Source organism: Pseudomonas sp. UV AK001 (assembly GCF_046097675.1).
Taxonomy (GTDB): domain Bacteria; phylum Pseudomonadota; class Gammaproteobacteria; order Pseudomonadales; family Pseudomonadaceae; genus Aquipseudomonas; species Aquipseudomonas kribbensis.
Genome location: NZ_JBJUVZ010000004.1, coordinates 161,485 through 178,338, shown reverse-complemented (window position 1 = coordinate 178,338; position 16,854 = coordinate 161,485). Strand labels below are relative to the sequence as shown.

The following is a 16,854-nucleotide window of genomic DNA, read 5'->3' as shown; positions in this document are numbered from 1 at the left end:
AAAAGCGATGGCGTAGAGATAGACAACGCGGCGGGCAAAACTGCCCACCGATGTCTCAGGATATTTCACGACGGAAAGGAGGCAACGCATTGAGGATCGCCTTGCCGTAGCGCTGGGTGACCAGTCGCCGATCCAGCAAGGTGATGGTGCCGCGGTCTTCCTCGGTACGCAGCAGACGGCCACAGGCCTGAACCAGCTTCAGCGAGGCGTCGGGCACCGAGATTTCCATGAACGGATTGCCGCCCCGGGCCTCGATCCACTCCGACAGCGCAGCCTCGACCGGATCGTCCGGCACCGAGAACGGAATCTTGGCGATCACCACGTGTTCGCAATAGGCCCCCGGCAAGTCCACCCCTTCGGCGAAACTGGCCAGACCGAACAGCACGCTGGAATCACCGCCATCGACCCGCGCCTTGTGCTTGTTCAGGGTTTCCTGTTTCGACAGGTTGCCTTGAATGAACACTTGCTTGCGCCAGTCGCGGTCGAGGCCGTCGAACACGTCCTGCATCTGTTTGCGCGACGAAAACAGCACCAGACTGCCGCGCGAGCCTTCAACCAGCTCCGGCAGATCGCGGATGATCGCGGCAGTGTGGGCGGCGGCATCACGCGGATCGGCTTTCAGGTCCGGCACCCGCAACACACCGGCATCGGCGTGATGGAACGGGCTCGGCACCACGGCGGTGACGGCTTTTTTCGGCAGCCCGGCACGCATGCGGAAACGGTCGAACGTGCCGAGCGCGGTCAATGTCGCCGAGGTCACCAGACAGCCATAGGCCACGTTCCACAGACTGCGACGCAAGGTTTCGGCGGCCAGAATCGGGCTGGCGTTGACCTCGATGTCGAACAGCGAACCGCTTTCGGCCAGGGTCAGCCAGCGGGCCATCGGCGGGCTCTCTTCCGGGTCTTCGGCGGTGAACGCGGTCCACAGCTCCCAGTTGCCGGAGGCACGGGACAACAGGCTGCCGAACAGTGGATACCATTCTTCGGCCTGGTTGCTGGCGATGCCGATGTTGACCTCGCCGTCCATGCCTTCCTTGAGCAGGTCGGTCAGACGGGTGAACAGGTCGTTGAGACGTGAGTAGCCTTTCTTCAGTTCGATGCCCATCTCGCGCATGTGCTCGGGAATCACCCCGCCGATGAAACGATGGCGCGGGCGCTCGCGGCCCTCGACGTCTTCGCCGGGTTTGAAGTCGGCGATCTGTTCGCAGGCGGTGAACATGAACTGCTGCTGGGTCTTGATCTCCCGCGCCAGCTCCGGCACCTGCTCGATCAGTTTGCCGAGGTCCCCCGGCAGCGGATGCTGGGCCAGCAGTTTGGTGAGGTTCTTGGCGGTGGTTTCCAGCCAGTCGGCGGTGGAGCGCAGGCGCGTGTAATGGGCGAAGTGGCCGATGGCCTTGTCCGGCAGGTGATGGCCTTCGTCGAACACGTAGATGGTGTCGCGCGGATCGGGCAGTACCGCCCCGCCGCCCAGCGCCAGGTCGGCCAGCACCATGTCGTGGTTGGTGACGATCACGTCGACCTTGCCCATGCCTTCGCGGGCCTTGTAAAAGGCGCACTGGCCGAAGTTCGGGCAATGACGGTTGGTGCACTGGCTGTGATCGGTGGTCAGGCGCGCCCAGTCGGCGTCCTCCAGCGCGTTGGGCCAGCTGTCGCGGTCGCCGTCCCATTTATTGCCGGCGAGCTTCTCGATCATGCTGGTGAACAGCTTCTGGCTGGCCTCGTCGACCTCGATCTTGAAGCCTTCTTCCTCGAACAGCTGCGCCGTGGCGGTTTGCGCGTGGCCTTCCTGCAGCAGCATGTCGAGCTTGGACAGGCACATGTAGCGGCCACGGCCCTTGGCCAGGGCGAAGCTGAAGTTCAGCCCGCTGTTGCGCATCAGGTCGGGCAGGTCCTTGTAGACAATCTGCTCCTGCAGGGCGACGGTGGCGGTGGCGATCACCAGGCGCTTGCCGGCCAGTTTCGCCGTGGGGATCGCGGCCAGGCTGTAGGCTACTGTCTTGCCGGTACCGGTGCCGGCTTCCACCGCGACAATCGCGGGGTCGCCACTGCGCCGGCCTTCGTCGTCGGTGTCGATATCCCCGAGGACCTTGGCGACTTCAGCGATCATCAGGCGCTGGCCGTAACGCGGCTTGAGGCTCTTGGCCTCTAGAAAACGCGAGTAGGCGCCCTGGATCGTGGTTTTGAGTTCAGTGGTGATCATTGAGTGTCGGGCGCAAAAAACGCTGGATAAATTTTCAGTGGTTCGGATCGGCCGCTATCATACCCCGCTAATCAATCCTGCGCAGATCGGAGTACCCCAATGACACCTTTTAGCCTCGTTTACCCCCTTCATGTAGTGGCCGCCCTGGTGTGGGTCGGCGGCATGTTTTTCGCCTGGATGGTGCTGCGCCCCGCGGCTGTAAAGGCTCTGGACGGCCCCGGACGGCTGACCCTGTGGGTGGAAGTGTTTCAAGGTTTTTTCCGCTGGGTGTGGGGTGCGGTAATTCTGCTGCCGGTGACCGGGGTCGGCATGTTGCATCTGCAGCACATCGGTTTTGAGACCGCGCCGAAGTACGTGCAGGTGATGATGGGGTTGTACGTGGTGATGACCGCGCTGTTCATCCGGGTTCAGGGGCTGATGCTGCCGGAACTGCGCACGGCGGTTCAAGCGAAGGACTGGCCGGCGGGTGCGGCGGTACTGGGGCGGATTCGTCGGGTGGTGGGGATCAATTTGCTGGTCGGCGTGCTGCTGGTGGCGATTGCGGCGGCACGACCTTCGTTCTGATGGGGTGCGGATCGTTCCCGCTTGGTTATTGATCGTTCCCCACGCTCTGCGTGGGAACGATCAACGGCACGGAAGCAAACTGATGAAAGGTTACAGGCGCTGAACCGTCACCGAACCCGCCGCACCGGCCGGCCCCGGCTGACCGTCAGCCCCCGGCTTGCCGTTCTTGCCGCCATCGGCGCGATACACCAGGCAGCCCTTGGACTTGCCACCGGCGCCCGGTTTGCCACCTGGCCCCGCCACCCCGCCGGCACCACCGGCCACGTCGACCTTGATCAGCTCCACCGGAAACTCCCGTGGCACTTCCAGCCGCACCAGCGCGCCCGGGGCACCCGGCTGGCCGTTGCTGCCGTCACTGCCGTCGAAGCCGTGCCCGGCCTGGCCCCATGTGCAGCCCGGTTCCTGACCGTTGGCCCCGTCGAGCCCGACAAAGCCCGGTGCACCGGTGCCGCCACGGGCATCGACAATCAGCCGTGGAGCCTCCAGCGCCTTGAATTGCAGGTTCAGGTTACGCCCGGCGCGAGCCGCTTTTTCATAAGTGCCCGGTGCGCCGTGGGCCGTGATGCGGCTACCGTCGGCAAACCGGGCGCGGATGACTTTCATGTCCAGCGCCTGTTCGCCCGGCACGATGGCAATGCGCGCTTCGTGGCCCAGCTGCAGTTCGCCGACGCTCAGCTCGGTTACGTTCGAGGGCACCAGCAAGGTGCCGTAATCGGCGACCACCAGTTTTTCCAGCTGCAGCGTGCTGGCCGTGTTGGGCAGACGCATCAGGGAGTTGGCTTCGACACTGACCACCTGGGCGCAGGCCAGTGGACTGATGAATGCAGCGAGCAGGCAGAGTTTACGCATGGGAAGCCTCCGGAGCGGCCGGGGCCGGGATGGTTTGCAGGTGGAAAACGCCGAACAGCAGGACACGGCCACGATCACGCCACGGGTGCGGCCGCCCCTTGAGGCTGGCGTTGCACAGCAGCACTTCAAGGAGGTGGATGGCCAGCAGCAGGACGCCAGCCAGATTGACCAGCAGATGCAACGGATGAACAAACGGCACCAGCTGATTGGCCAGTACCACGCAGCAGAACACCAGGGTCAACAATCGCCCCAGCCCACAGAACACCTTCATACGCTCCCCCGTGTTGCGAATTATTCTTTGGGCGCACAGTAACGGCTTCCGTACGGGATAAGCCAGAGGGGCAAATAAAAAAGTTCCGGGCACTCGTCGGATGGCTGCCGGTTCGACGATGATCGTCGACCGACAGCTCTAGCCTGCGGACTACAGAAGAGTCCTAGCGATTGATGTGCAGTTCCACGCGGCGGTTTTGCGCGCGCCCTTCTTCGGTCTCGTTGTCGGCGACCGGTTCGCGCTCGCCACGCCCTTCACTGGTGAGTTTTTCCGGCGCCAGCCCCTGACTCAACAGATAGGCAGCCACGCTGCTCGCGCGACGTTCCGACAAAGCCTGGTTGTAGGCATCGGTGCCCTTGCTGTCGGTGTGGCCGATCACCTTGATGCTCACCACGTCGGCATTGCGCAACTTGTCCATCAGCGCATCGAGCTGGCTTTTCGCGGCCGGAGTCAGGTCGGACTTGTCGAACGCGAACAACACGTTTCCGGCATCGCTCAGGGTGATGACTTCGGATTGCGGGACCGGTTCGGCCGGTTTCTCGGTGACCGGGTATTGCGGCAGCGGGCAGCCGCGATGGTCGACCGGGGTGTTGGCCGGGGTGTCAGGGCAACGGTCGCGGCGATCGAACACGCCATCGCCGTCTTCGTCGCCATCCTGGGCATAACAGATCAGCCCGCCGGTAAGGATCCCCAGTGCCGCGCCGCCTGCGGCCCAGCCACCGTTTTCAATGGCGCCGAGACCGCCGCCGACCAGTCCGCCAATGACGCTGCAGATCGGCCAGGTACGTTGATTGAGGGGGGCAGTGCCATCGCTGTGGGTAGCGCAGCCGGTCAACAGGCTGCCTGCCAGCAGCACCGGTAAGACGGACCGTGAGAGAACACTCATATGAAAGCTCCTGTGTCACCGGCCCATACCGGTTACACAGGAGTAAAGACCCGCATCCGCGACTGCACAAGCCGCGGATGCGAGGGCGTCAACGCTCGATTTTGATTTCCGTGCGACGGTTCAGCGCGCGGCCATCGGCGGTTTTGTTGTCCGCCACTGGCTGGCTTTCACCGGCACCGGTCACCGAAACGAAGCTGGAACGTGGCACACCGTCATGGATCAGGTATTCCACCACCGAGTGCGCGCGACGATCCGACAGTTTCTTGTTGTAGGCATCACTGCCCACGCTGTCGGTATGACCGGTCACGGTCAGCCGCGCTGTGCTCGATTCCTGTTTCAGGCGCGTGGCGACCTTGTCGAGAACCAGCTTGTCGGAAGGCGTCAGGGTGGCCTTGTCGAACTGGAAGTGCACATCGCGGATGACGATGGTTTCTTCCTTGACCACTACAGCTTCTTCAACCACGGGTGCAGGGGCCGGGAATGGGCAGCCGTCTGCGTCGACCTTGGTGCCGCGAGGCGTGTGCGGGCACTTGTCGCGACTGTCCGGCACACCGTCGCCGTCTTCATCGCCATCACCGTGCACCCAGCAATAGGCTGCCGCCGTACCGCCAACGAGTAATGCGCCATAGCCTGCCCATGCAGAGCTTTCCGTCGCGCCGAGACCCGCACCGACGACACCGCCGACTGCCGCACAGGTCGGCCAGTCGGTTTTCTGCAAACCTGCGCAACCAGTCAACACACTGGTTAGCAGAACCAAGGGTAATGCTGTCCGAACTATGCTCATCTAGTTTTCTCCTGAGGGATCGGCTTAGAACCGATTCAGGGAGTAAAGACCGGAGTTTTAATCTCCGCCAGCAATAGGCCACTGCTGTTTGCGAGCATGTTCACAGGACTTCGAGGCATTTGCCGCAAACCCGCAGAACAGAGATCTAGGCCTCGACGCTCGGGCAGGCTAGTCTTGGCGATCTGATTGAGGAGCTTCGATGAACGTCGCGATTTCTTCCCGCACGCCACAGCAGGCACTGGCCGCTCTGCTCGACCGCTACGCCCCGGCACGTCTGCTGCTGATCGGCGCCAGCGAATTTCCGGCGCTGGCCGCTTTCAAGGATGCGCACCCGGACACTTGCGTTGCTCACGCCGCGCCCGGCGCCTTGCCCGCAGACCTCGCCGCGCAGCGTTTCGACCTCGCGCTGGTGGTCGATTGCCTGGAGCATCTGCCCAAGCGCGATGGCCTGAATCTGCTCGGCGGGATTCGCAACCTCAACGCCAGCCGCATCGCCGTGCTGGCCGACCTGCCGGCCAGCGGCTGGCAGGAAACCGATTTCTATTCGCTCGCCCTCCAGGCCAGCGAACGCTTCGCCCGGGATGAACAGGTGCTGACCCTGTTCACCTATGATCTGCTTGACTACAAACAAGTCCCCGACTGGCTCAACTCGCGGTTCTGGGCCAATCCGGAAAACTTCGGGAAATACTGGTGGTAATGCAATGAGTACAGCCATTTGCCCCTGCGGCAGCGGCAACCTGCTGGATGCCTGCTGCGGCCATTATCACGCCGGCCATCCGGCTCCGTGCGCCGAAGCCCTGATGCGTTCGCGCTACAGCGCCTACGTGCTGGGCCTGATCGATTATCTGGTGGCGACCACCCTGCCCGCCCAGCAAGCCGGGCTCGATCGGCAGTCGATCAGCAACTGGAGCGCATCGAGCACCTGGCTCGGCCTCAACGTCGAGAGCTCGGAAGTCTTCGGCGGCCAGCCGGAACACGCCTTTGTCACCTTCACCGCACGCTGGCACGACAGTCAGGGTGAGCACAGTCACCGCGAGCGCTCCTCGTTCGTACAGAACGGCGGGCGCTGGTACTTCATCGACCCGACCGTGCAGCTCAAGCTCGGGCGCAACGATAGCTGCCCTTGCGCCAGCGGGCAGAAGTTCAAGAAGTGTTGCGCGGGCTATTTCGGCGCGTGAGGTGAGTGGCGACTAGACTGGGCGCAAAAGGGAGTTCTGCGATGGTCGGTCAATGGCACACATTCAAAGCCTTCACGCTGCTGCTGTTTCTGGGGCTCGGCGGCTGTGCCTCATGGTTCGCCGACGACACCCTCGACCCCGCCGTGCACCTGGTGAAAGTCGAAGTGGTGCGCGCCAAGTTGCTCGAACAGAAATTCATCCTGCACTTTCGCATCGACAATCCCAATGACAGCGAGCTGACCGTGCGCGGCCTGGAGTACCGCGTACATCTGGCGGACATGCTGCTGGCCGAGGGCGAGCACGAGCACTGGATCACCGTCGGCGCCAAAAGCAGTGCTTTCTATAAGGTGCCGATCCGCACCAACCTGTGGCCGAAGGTCAAGGACGTGGTGAAAATGCTGAAGAATCCGCACCAGCAGGTTCCCTACCGGCTGCAAGGCGAGATGGAAACCGGTTTATTCATCGCCCACTACGTGCACCTGGAGCGCAATGGCGTGATAATCCCCGCCGATTTGATTACGGAGTGACCCCGATGACCCAGCAACCTCATGTCCATGGCCCAGACTGCAACCACGATCATGACCATCACCATGATCACGACCATGGCCATGTCCACGGCCCGAACTGCGGCCACGCCCACCAGGAACCGGTGCGCAACGCCCTGAAAGACGTCGGCCGCAACGACCCTTGCCCGTGCGGCAACGGCAAGAAATTCAAGAAGTGCCACGGCGCTTGATGTTTCGGGCGGACTTTCGTTTCGCCCGATAGATCGCTATCGCGGGCCAGCTCGCGATAGCACCCTCCTCCGCAGCTTTCAGCCTGCTGCCAGAACCTGCTCGGTATCGACCACCGTCGCATACTCCCCATCCAGATTTCCCAGCGACATGGCATGCACCTCTTCAGCCGAACGCGGCGTGCCGAAATAATCGGCCTTGTCGAAGGTAAAGCACGCATCCTCCGCCACCCACGTCTCGAACCCCAGGTTGCCCGCCGTGCGCGCCGTGGACTCTACCGAATTGTTCGTTGCCACGCCGACGATGACCAATTGCCCGATCCCGGCCTCACGCAACTTCACTTCAAGCTTTGTTGCACAAAACGCGTCCGGCACCTGTTTCTGGACCAGCCACTCCCCGCCCTGCGGCAAGAACCTTTCCTGAAATTCCACCCCGGACTGCTCGGGCCAGAACACCGAATCCGGTGAGCGCGACAAGTGCTGCACATGGATCACCGGCCGCCCGCTGCGCCGCCAAAAGTTCAGCAAATCGAGGATACGCTCTTCGGCCAACGGATTATTCCGCCGCCCCAGACGCGGCTCCAGAATGCCTTTTTGCTGGTCGATGATGATCAGTGCAGCGTTGGCCTTGAGCTCCATGGCGATTTTTCTCACGCGCGGTCATTGAATTTCCCGTACTTGAGCATCACCTCCTGTCACTAAGCAAGCTATCGAACGCACACAGGACAACCTGAAGCCGGCGTTTGCTGTCCGTACCCTTCCTGATTTGGAGCTTTCCATGATCGACCTGTATTACTGGACCACGCCCAACGGCCACAAGATTTCCCTGTTCCTCGAAGAAGCCGGCCTGCGCTACAACGTGCACCCGATCAACATCAGCCAGGGCGAGCAGTTCCAGCCGCACTTCCTGAAGATCGCGCCGAACAACCGCATTCCGGCCATCGTCGATCATGAGCCGGCCGATGGCGGCGAGCCGTTGTCGCTGTTCGAGTCCGGCGCGATTCTGTTGTACCTCGCGGAAAAGACCGGGAAGTTCCTGCCCAAGGATCTGCGTGGCCGTCAGGTGGCGCTGCAATGGTTGTTCTGGCAGATGGGCGGGCTGGGGCCGATGGCCGGGCAGAATCATCACTTCAGTCAGTTCGCCCCGGAAAAAATCCCCTACGCGATCAAGCGCTACATCGATGAAACCGCCCGTCTGTACGGGGTGCTGGACAAACAACTGGCCAACAATGAGTTCGTCGCCGGCAGCGAATACAGCATCGCCGACATGGCGATCTACCCGTGGATCGTCTCGCACAAATGGCAGAGCCAGAACCTCGAAGACTTCCCGAACGTGCTGCGCTGGTTCAACCACATCAAGGATCGCCCGGCGACCGTGAAGGCCTACGCGCTGGTGCAGAAGATCAATCCGCCGAAGGCTTGAGTCACCCGGCCTGATCGTTCCCGTTCGCGGGAACGATCAACGGGCAGAAATAACCGCTTGCCCCGCTTGCGCGGCCCCCTCCTGCTCACTAACGTAGCGGCTTTATTGCGCCCCCAGCCTCTACACCCCCGCAGGAGCTTTGCCATGGCCTCGCCAGCCCTTTCACATTTTCTTCCCCGGTTCGGCGTTGCCGCTGCAGTGACCGGTGTCTTGAGCCTCTCCGGTTGCCAGACCTGGAATGCTCAGGACTCCCTCCCGCCGACCTCCGGTGTACAGCCGCTCAAGGGCCTGGCGCAAAACGTTTCGGTACGCCGCAATGCCATGGGCATGCCGCTGATCGAAAGCAACAGCTTCCACGACGCCTTGTTCGCCCTCGGTTATGTGCACGCCAGCGACCGCATCAATCAGATGGTCACCCTGCGCCTGCTGGCCCAGGGGCGTCTGGCGGAAATGTCCGGTGCGTCGATGCTCGACGCCGACCGCTACATGCGCGCCGTCAACCTGAAAAAAAGCGCCGGCGAGCTGTACAAGGCCTCGTCGCCACGGCTCAAGCGCTTCTTCGAAGTCTATGCCCGGGGCGTCAACGCCTACCTGTTCCGCTACGCCGACAAGTTGCCGGGGGATCTGGCTTCCAGCGGCTACAAGCCTGAATACTGGAAACCGGAAGATTCGGCGCTGATTTTCTGCCTGCTGAATTTCAGCCAGTCGGCCAACCTGCCAGAAGAAATCGCTTCGCTGGTGCTGGCCCAGACCGTGACCAACGACAAGCTCGCCTGGCTGACCCCGTCCGCCCCGGACGAAAACCTGCCGGTGGCCGAAGCCGACAAGCTGCAAGGCATCAAACTCAACGGGCAGATTCCCGGTTTGAGCGAGCTGAGCAACGCCAGCGAACAACTGGCGGCGATGAACCTGCTCGGCGCCGGCACTTCGAACAACTGGGCGATTGCCCCGCAACGCAGCCGCAGCGGCAAGAGCCTGCTGGCCAGCGACAGTCATGGCCCGCTGGCCGCGCCGTCGCTGTGGAGTTTCGTGCAGATTCACGCACCGAAATACCAGGCCGCCGGCGTCACCGTGGCCGGTCTGCCGATGGTCCTCGGTGGTTTCAACGGCAAAGTGGCGTGGAGCGCGACCAGCGTCTTCGGCGACAACCAGGACCTGTTCCTGGAAAAAATCCGACGCCAGGGCAGCAGCCTGACCTACGAGGTCAACGGCAAATGGCAGCCGCTGGGCGTGCGCAACGAAACCTATTTCGTCAAAGGCCAGCGGCCGATTCGTGAAGCAGTGTACGAAACCCGCCACGGCGCGCTGCTCAACAGTGCTCAGGCCGCCGCTCAAGGCGCAGGTTTCGGTCTGGCCTTGCAGACGCCAAGCTTCACCGACGACAAATCCCTCGATGCGTTTTTCGATCTGAGCCGCGCGCAAACCGCTGAACGCGCCTCGGACGCCAGCCGGGAAATCCGCGCCATCGCGCTGAACCTGGTGTTTGCCGACGCCAGCAATATCGGCTGGCAGGTCACCGGGCGTTTCCCGAACCGCCGCGAAGGCGAAGGCCTGCTGCCGTCGCCGGGCTGGGACGGTCGCTACGACTGGGACGGTTACGCCGACCCGATGCTGCACCCCTACGATCAGGATCCGGCGCAGGGCTGGCTCGGCACCGCCAACCAGCGGGTCATTCCTCACGGCTACGGCATGCAGTTGTCCAACTCCTGGGCCGCGCCGGAGCGTGGCGAGCGCCTCGCGGAACTGGCCGGCAGCGGTAAACAGGACGGCCGCAGCATGATCGCCATGCAGTACGACCAGACCACCACCTTCGCCGCCAAGCTGAAGAAAATGTTCGAAGCCCCGGGCATGGCGCAGCCGCTGAAACAGGCGATCGACGCCCTGCCGGAAGCCGACCGCAGCAAGGCCCGCGAAGCCTACACCCGCTTGATGGCGTTCGATGGCAAGCTCAGCCCGACCTCGGCGGACGCGGCGATCTACGAGTTGTTCCTGCAGGAAAGCATGAAGCAGATCTTCCTCGATGAACTCGGCCCGCAGAACAGCCCGGCGTGGAAAGCGTTTATCGCCAACGGCGACTTGTCCTACTCGGCGCAGGCCGATCACTTGCTGGGCCGTGAGGACAGTCCGTTCTGGGACGACGCCCGCACGCCGCAAAAAGAAGACAAACCGACCATCCTCGCGCGCAGCCTTGCGGCGGCGATCAGCGCCGGCGACAGTCAACTGGGTGGCGACCGCAAAGCCTGGCAGTGGGGCAAACTGCACCGCTACGAATGGAAGAATGCCAACGGCCAGACCGTTCGCGGTCCGATCGCTGCGGGCGGTGACCACACTACCCTGAACACGGCGGCGTTTGCCTGGGGTCAGGATTTCAACACCACCCGGGCGCCGTCGATGCGCTTTATCGTCGACTTCAGCCAAAGCGAACCGCTGATGGGCCAGAACGGCACGGGGCAATCGGGTAACCCGGCCAGTCCGAACTACCTCAACGGGATCGATCCTTGGCTCAAGGGCCAGTACATCGGTTTGCCGATGCAGCCGCAGAACTTTGAGCGGGTGTATGGGAAGACGCGGTTGACGCTGACTCCAGGCAAGTAAATGCGATCCCCGTGTGGGAGCCAGCCCGGCTCCCACACGGGTTTTGCAATGACCCGCAAAATCAATCGAACTTCTGACTTCGCCCAAACCTCATAGCTAACAAGTCCCTCCATTCCGGTAACGCCATGGACCTTGTTATCGCCCGCCCCGAAGGCTTGTACTGCCCCGCCGGGGACTTCTACATCGATCCGTGGCGCCCGGTCGAGCGCGCGGTGATCACCCATGCCCACGGCGATCACGCCCGCACCGGCAACGCGCACTATCTGGCGGCCAGCGCCGGCGAAGGCATTCTGCGTGCGCGTCTGGGTCAGGACATCAACCTGCAATCACTTGAGTACGGCCGGCGCCTGACCCACCACGGTGTCACCTTGAGTTTTCATCCTGCCGGACACGTTCTGGGCTCGGCTCAGGTGCGGCTGGAATACGGCGGTGAAGTCTGGGTCGCTTCCGGCGACTACAAGATCGAACCCGACGGTACCTGCGCGCCGTTCGAACCGGTGCGCTGCCACACCTTCATCACCGAATCGACCTTCGGCCTGCCGATCTACCGCTGGCAGCCACAGGCGCAGGTGTTTGGCGAGATCAATCAGTGGTGGCAGGCCAATATCGAGGCCGGCAAAACCAGCGTGCTGTTCTGCTATTCCTTCGGCAAGGCCCAGCGCATCCTCCACGGTATCGACGAAACCCTCGGCCCGATCCTCAGCCACGGCGCGGTGGAACCGCTGAACCGGGTCTACCGCGAGGCCGGCGTGTATCTGCCGCCGACGATCTACGCCGGCGACGTGAAGAAAAACGATCCGCTGATGCGTCAGGCGCTGGTCATCGCCCCGCCTTCGGCCGGCGGCAGCAGCTGGATGCGGCGTTTCGGCGACTACAGCGACAGCTTCGCCAGCGGCTGGATGCGCTTGCGTGGCACCCGTCGGCGGCGCGGCGTGGATCGCGGTTTCGTGCTTTCCGATCACGCCGACTGGCCCGGCCTGCTGTGGGCCATCGAACAGACCGGTGCCGAACGGGTGATGGTCACACACGGATCGATCGGCGTGCTGGTCCGCCACCTGCGAGAAAAAGGCCTGGATGCCCAAGGCTTCAACACCGAATACGGCGATGATGAACAGGAAAACCTCGCCGTCGAACCCACCGTTGCCGAGGTGCAACCATGAAAGACTTCGCCGGGTTGTACGCCGAACTCGACGCCACCACCTCCAGCAACGCGAAACTCGCAGCCATGCAGGCCTACTTCGCCCAGGCGGAACCGCAAGATGCCGCGTGGGCGGTGTACTTTCTGTCCGGCGGGCGACCACGACAACTGGTGCCGGTACGGATCCTGCGCGAACTCGCCGTCGAAGTGTCCGGACTCACGCCATGGCTGTTCGAGGAAAGCTATCAAGCGGTCGGCGATCTGGCAGAAACCATCTCGCTGGTCCTGCCGGAAAACCCGCACACGTCCGAAGCCGGCCTCGCCGAATGGATCGAGCACAAACTGCTGCCGCTTCGCGGTGAAACCCCGGAATACCTCGCTCGTCAGTTGCCAGCGCTGTGGGCGCAACTGGACCGGCCGAGCCTGATGCTGTGCATCAAACTGATCACCGGCAGCTTCCGCGTCGGTGTCTCCAAGTTGCTGGTGACCCGTGCCCTGGCCTCGATGGCCGGGCTGGACAGCAAACGTGTGGCACAACGGCTGGTCGGTTACACCGACTTGTCCAACCGGCCGGACGCCGCCAGTTACCTGAAACTCATCGCCCCGGAGTCCAGCGACGAACACGCCCAGCGTGGCGGCCAGCCGTATCCGTTCTTTCTCGCCCACGGTCTGTCGCAACCGGTCGAGCAGTTCGAAGACTTGCTCGGCCCGGCCAGCAACTGGCAGGTGGAGTGGAAGTGGGACGGCATCCGCGCGCAGGTGGTCAAGCGTGACGGGCGATTGTGGATCTGGTCCCGGGGCGAGGAACTGGTGACCGAACGCTTTCCCGAACTGGACTCGCTGGTTGAAGGCTTGCCTGACGGCACGGTGATCGACGGCGAAATCGTGGTCTGGAAAAACACCCGGACTGATACCGAAGCCTTTGATCCGGACTCGACGGCGCCACCGGCGGTGCAACCTTTCGCCCTGCTTCAGCAACGGATCGGTCGCAAGACCCTGGACAGGAAGATCCTTGAAGACGTACCGGTGGTGGTCCTCGCCTACGATCTTTTGGAATGGCAGGGCGAAGACTGGCGCAACCAGCCGCAGATCAAACGGCGCGAACAACTGGAACAGGTCATCGCCCGGTGCAACAACCCGGTGCTGCTGCCCTCCCCGGTGCTGACCGGCAGCGACTGGTTCGACCTCGCCCGTCAGCGCGAAGCCTCCCGGCGACTGGGGGTCGAAGGCATGATGCTCAAGGCCCGCGATGCGATGTACGGTGTCGGGCGCACCAAGGACATGGGCGTGTGGTGGAAATGGAAGGTCGACCCGTTCAGTGTTGACGCCGTGCTGATTTATGCCCAGCGCGGCCATGGCCGGCGCGCCAGTCTGTACAGCGATTACACGTTTGCGGTGTGGGACGGGCCGCCCGGTTCCAGCGCCCGCGCCCTGGTGCCATTCGCCAAGGCCTATTCCGGCCTGACCGACGAGGAAATGCGCGAGGTCGACAGCATCGTGCGCAAGACCACCGTGGAAAAATTCGGCCCGGTCAGCAGCGTGACACCGAGCCTGGTGTTCGAACTGGGTTTCGAAGGCATCGCCCTGTCGCGCCGACACAAGAGCGGCATCGCCGTGCGCTTCCCGCGCATGCTGCGCTGGCGCCAGGACAAGACCGTGGAAGAAGCCGACAACCTGGCGACCTTGCAGAATCTGCTGGTCTGATCCCTACTTCCGATGCTCACTCTGATCGTTCCCACGCAGGGCGTGGGAACGATCATGCTCATAAACAGTGCACCAGATTTTCCATGCCCGTTTTCGGGCATTCCTCCCGCTGCGCCCTCCCTTCCTACACCTTTTAAAACACTTGTTCGGGACTCTGGTTCGGAAATTGCTACTTTCTATAAGTCGTAAGCGTTCCAGTAACAATAATTCTGCGCCACAAGCGCTCATATTGGTTCTTAGGGATTGAATAATGAAAAAAGCATTGCTGACCCTTTCTGCACTGGCGTTGTGCATGGCCGCCGGCTCCGCGCTGGCCAAGGAATACAAAGAGCTGCGTTTTGGCGTCGATCCTTCCTACGCACCGTTCGAGTCGAAAGCGGCCGACGGCAGCCTGGTGGGCTTTGACATCGATCTGGGCAACGCGATCTGCGCCGAGCTGAAGGTCAAGTGCAAATGGGTCGAGAGTGACTTCGACGGCATGATTCCGGGCCTCAAGGCCAATAAATTCGACGGTGTGATCTCGTCGATGACCGTTACCGAAGCCCGCGAAAAAGTCATCGATTTCTCCAGCGAGCTGTTCTCCGGCCCGACTGCGTACGTGTCGAAAAAAGGTTCGGGCATCACCAACGACGTCGCCTCGCTGAAAGGCAAAACCGTAGGCTACGAGCAAGGCACTATCCAGGAAGCCTATGCCAAAGCCGTGCTGGACAAGGCCGGCGTGAAAACCCAGGCCTATCAGAACCAGGACCAGGTGTATTCCGACCTGACTTCCGGCCGTCTCGATGCGGGCATTCAGGACATGTTGCAGGCCGAACTGGGCTTTCTGAAGTCGCCACAGGGCGCCGACTATGCCGTCAGCGAGCCGGTCGACAACCACTTGCTGCCAGCCAAGACCGCTGTCGGTATTAAGAAAGGTAACACCGAGCTGAAAGCGCTTTTGGATAAAGGTATCAAAGCGTTACACGATGATGGCAAATACGCCGAGATTCAAAAGAAACACTTTGGCGATCTGAATCTGTACAGCGGCAAATAATGCCCCGGCGCCCATCCTCGATGGGCGCCTTTTTCATTCAGTCAGGTTGCTGATTTATGTTCGAAAACCTCTTACAAAATCTGGGGCTCTCCGCCTTCAGCCTCAAGGGTTTTGGCCCTTTGCTGTTGGAAGGCACCTGGATGACCATCAAATTGTCGGCGTTGTCGCTGCTGGTGGCCGTGTTGCTCGGCCTGCTCGGCGCCAGTGCCAAGCTGTCAAAAGTCAAACTGCTGCGCCTGCCCGCCCAGCTCTACACCACGCTGATTCGCGGAGTGCCGGACCTGGTGCTGATGCTGCTGATCTTCTACAGCCTGCAAACCTGGCTGACGACGCTCACTGATTACATGGAATGGGAATACATCGAAATCGACCCGTTCAGCGCCGGGGTCCTGACCCTGGGCTTCATTTATGGCGCGTATTTCACTGAAACCTTCCGCGGGGCGATTCTCGCCGTGCCGCGCGGTCAGGTCGAAGCCGCCACCGCCTATGGCCTCAAGCGCGGCCAGCGCTTTCGTTTCGTGGTGTTCCCGCAAATGATGCGCTTCGCCCTGCCGGGCATCGGCAACAACTGGATGGTGATGCTCAAGGCTACCGCGCTGGTTTCGATCATCGGCCTGGCCGATCTGGTCAAGGCTGCGCAGGACGCCGGTAAAAGTACCTATCAACTGTTCTACTTCCTGGTCCTCGCCGCGTTGATCTACCTGCTGATCACCAGTGCCTCGAACTTCATCCTGCGCTGGCTCGAACGCCGCTACGCCGCCGGTGCCCGGGAGGCCGTACGATGATCGAACTCCTGCAGGAATACTGGAAAGCCTTCCTTTATACCGACGGCCAGAACATCACCGGCCTTGCGATGACCATGTGGCTGCTCAGCGCCTCGATCTTCTTCGGTTTCATCGTGTCGATTCCGCTGTCGATCGCTCGCGTTTCCTCGCACTTCTACATTCGCTGGCCGGTGCAGTTCTACACCTACCTGTTCCGTGGCACGCCGCTCTATATCCAGTTGCTGATCTGCTACACCGGGATCTACAGCCTGGCCGCCGTGCGCGCGCAACCGGTGCTCGACAGTTTCTTCCGCGATGCGATGAACTGCACGATCCTGGCCTTCGCCCTGAACACCTGCGCCTACACCACGGAGATTTTCGCCGGGGCCATTCGCAGCATGAACCACGGCGAAGTCGAAGCGGCCAAGGCCTACGGGCTGACCGGCTGGAAGCTGTATGCCTACGTGATCATGCCGTCGGCGCTGCGCCGTTCGTTGCCGTACTACAGCAACGAAGTGATCCTGATGCTGCACTCGACCACCGTGGCCTTCACCGCGACCATCCCCGACATCCTGAAAGTCGCGCGGGACGCCAACTCGGCGACCTTCCTGACCTTCCAGTCGTTCGGCATCGCCGCGCTGATCTACCTGACCATCACCTTTGCGCTGGTCGGCCTGTTCCGCCTTGCCGAACGCCGATGGCTGGCCTTCCTTGGCCCGACCCACTAGGACC

At 62.1% G+C, this 16,854-nt stretch carries 18 protein-coding genes; 12 read left to right on the top strand and 6 right to left on the bottom strand.

Annotated elements, in window-relative coordinates:
• Positions 1 to 55: 55 nt before the first annotated feature.
• Positions 56 to 2,200, bottom strand: coding sequence for an ATP-dependent DNA helicase DinG (gene dinG, locus ACKLNA_RS14315; RefSeq protein WP_408986215.1), 2,145 nt, complete (start codon positions 2,198 to 2,200; stop codon positions 56 to 58).
• Positions 2,201 to 2,299: 99 nt separating this feature from the next.
• On the opposite strand from dinG, the gene ACKLNA_RS14310 reads away from it, so the two are divergent.
• Entirely contained in the window at positions 2,300 to 2,764 is a 465-nt protein-coding gene (locus ACKLNA_RS14310; protein WP_408986214.1) for a CopD family protein, read from the top strand.
• A 90-nt stretch (positions 2,765 to 2,854) separates the two neighbouring features.
• Here the strand turns inward: ACKLNA_RS14310 and ACKLNA_RS14305 are convergent, their stop codons facing one another.
• From ACKLNA_RS14305 to ACKLNA_RS14290, 4 genes are all read right to left on the bottom strand, one after another.
• Positions 2,855 to 3,613, bottom strand: coding sequence for a collagen-like protein (locus tag ACKLNA_RS14305; protein ID WP_408986213.1), 759 nt, complete (start codon positions 3,611 to 3,613; stop codon positions 2,855 to 2,857).
• Positions 3,606 to 3,884, bottom strand: coding sequence for a DUF1145 domain-containing protein (locus ACKLNA_RS14300; protein WP_114881704.1), 279 nt, complete (start codon positions 3,882 to 3,884; stop codon positions 3,606 to 3,608). The genes ACKLNA_RS14305 and ACKLNA_RS14300 overlap by 8 nt, the downstream gene beginning before the upstream one ends.
• Positions 3,885 to 4,047: 163 nt before the next feature.
• Positions 4,048 to 4,770 carry an OmpA family protein gene (locus tag ACKLNA_RS14295; RefSeq protein ID WP_408986212.1) on the bottom strand — a complete coding sequence of 241 codons (723 nt, stop codon included), beginning with the start codon at positions 4,768 to 4,770 and terminating at the stop codon, positions 4,048 to 4,050.
• A gap of 88 nt (positions 4,771 to 4,858) precedes the next feature.
• A complete protein-coding gene (locus ACKLNA_RS14290; RefSeq protein ID WP_085712933.1) occupies positions 4,859 to 5,554 on the bottom strand; it encodes an OmpA family protein in 696 nt (231 codons plus the stop codon).
• Between the two features lie 199 nt (positions 5,555 to 5,753).
• Here ACKLNA_RS14290 and ACKLNA_RS14285 point away from each other — a divergent pair, with 199 nt between their 5' ends.
• The 4 genes from ACKLNA_RS14285 to ACKLNA_RS14270 are packed head-to-tail and all read left to right on the top strand — an operon-like array spanning position 5,754 to position 7,468.
• Positions 5,754 to 6,251 carry a DUF6231 family protein gene (locus ACKLNA_RS14285; RefSeq protein ID WP_065261926.1) on the top strand — a complete coding sequence of 166 codons (498 nt, stop codon included), beginning with the start codon at positions 5,754 to 5,756 and terminating at the stop codon, positions 6,249 to 6,251.
• Between the two features lie 4 nt (positions 6,252 to 6,255).
• Complete coding sequence (locus tag ACKLNA_RS14280; protein ID WP_085712932.1) at positions 6,256 to 6,732, top strand: YchJ family protein; 477 nt, start codon at positions 6,256 to 6,258, stop codon at positions 6,730 to 6,732.
• Between the two features lie 41 nt (positions 6,733 to 6,773).
• Positions 6,774 to 7,259, top strand: coding sequence for an LEA type 2 family protein (locus ACKLNA_RS14275; protein ID WP_085712931.1), 486 nt, complete (start codon positions 6,774 to 6,776; stop codon positions 7,257 to 7,259).
• A 5-nt stretch (positions 7,260 to 7,264) separates the two neighbouring features.
• Positions 7,265 to 7,468 carry an SEC-C metal-binding domain-containing protein gene (locus tag ACKLNA_RS14270; protein ID WP_003198420.1) on the top strand — a complete coding sequence of 68 codons (204 nt, stop codon included), beginning with the start codon at positions 7,265 to 7,267 and terminating at the stop codon, positions 7,466 to 7,468.
• A 78-nt stretch (positions 7,469 to 7,546) separates the two neighbouring features.
• Here ACKLNA_RS14270 and ACKLNA_RS14265 read toward each other — a convergent pair whose 3' ends face one another.
• Positions 7,547 to 8,104, bottom strand: a complete 558-nt coding sequence (locus ACKLNA_RS14265) for a cysteine hydrolase family protein (RefSeq protein ID WP_408986211.1) — start codon at positions 8,102 to 8,104, stop codon at positions 7,547 to 7,549.
• 139 nt (positions 8,105 to 8,243) lie between these two features.
• On the opposite strand from ACKLNA_RS14265, the gene ACKLNA_RS14260 reads away from it, so the two are divergent.
• From ACKLNA_RS14260 to ACKLNA_RS14230, 7 genes are all read left to right on the top strand, one after another.
• Entirely contained in the window at positions 8,244 to 8,888 is a 645-nt protein-coding gene (locus tag ACKLNA_RS14260; protein WP_119427228.1) for a glutathione binding-like protein, read from the top strand.
• A gap of 144 nt (positions 8,889 to 9,032) precedes the next feature.
• Entirely contained in the window at positions 9,033 to 11,483 is a 2,451-nt protein-coding gene (locus tag ACKLNA_RS14255; RefSeq protein WP_408986210.1) for a penicillin acylase family protein, read from the top strand.
• 125 nt (positions 11,484 to 11,608) lie between these two features.
• Positions 11,609 to 12,643, top strand: coding sequence for a ligase-associated DNA damage response exonuclease (locus ACKLNA_RS14250; protein WP_408986209.1), 1,035 nt, complete (start codon positions 11,609 to 11,611; stop codon positions 12,641 to 12,643).
• Positions 12,640 to 14,325, top strand: a complete 1,686-nt coding sequence (locus ACKLNA_RS14245; protein WP_408986208.1) for an ATP-dependent DNA ligase — start codon at positions 12,640 to 12,642, stop codon at positions 14,323 to 14,325. Before ACKLNA_RS14250 ends, ACKLNA_RS14245 begins: the two co-directional genes overlap by 4 nt.
• Positions 14,326 to 14,575: 250 nt before the next feature.
• Positions 14,576 to 15,358, top strand: coding sequence for a transporter substrate-binding domain-containing protein (locus ACKLNA_RS14240; RefSeq protein WP_085683295.1), 783 nt, complete (start codon positions 14,576 to 14,578; stop codon positions 15,356 to 15,358).
• Between the two features lie 56 nt (positions 15,359 to 15,414).
• Positions 15,415 to 16,143, top strand: a complete 729-nt coding sequence (locus ACKLNA_RS14235) for an ABC transporter permease (RefSeq protein WP_102686593.1) — start codon at positions 15,415 to 15,417, stop codon at positions 16,141 to 16,143.
• Complete coding sequence (locus tag ACKLNA_RS14230; protein WP_115076788.1) at positions 16,140 to 16,850, top strand: ABC transporter permease; 711 nt, start codon at positions 16,140 to 16,142, stop codon at positions 16,848 to 16,850. The genes ACKLNA_RS14235 and ACKLNA_RS14230 overlap by 4 nt, the downstream gene beginning before the upstream one ends.
• The last annotated feature ends 4 nt before the right edge of the window (positions 16,851 to 16,854 follow it).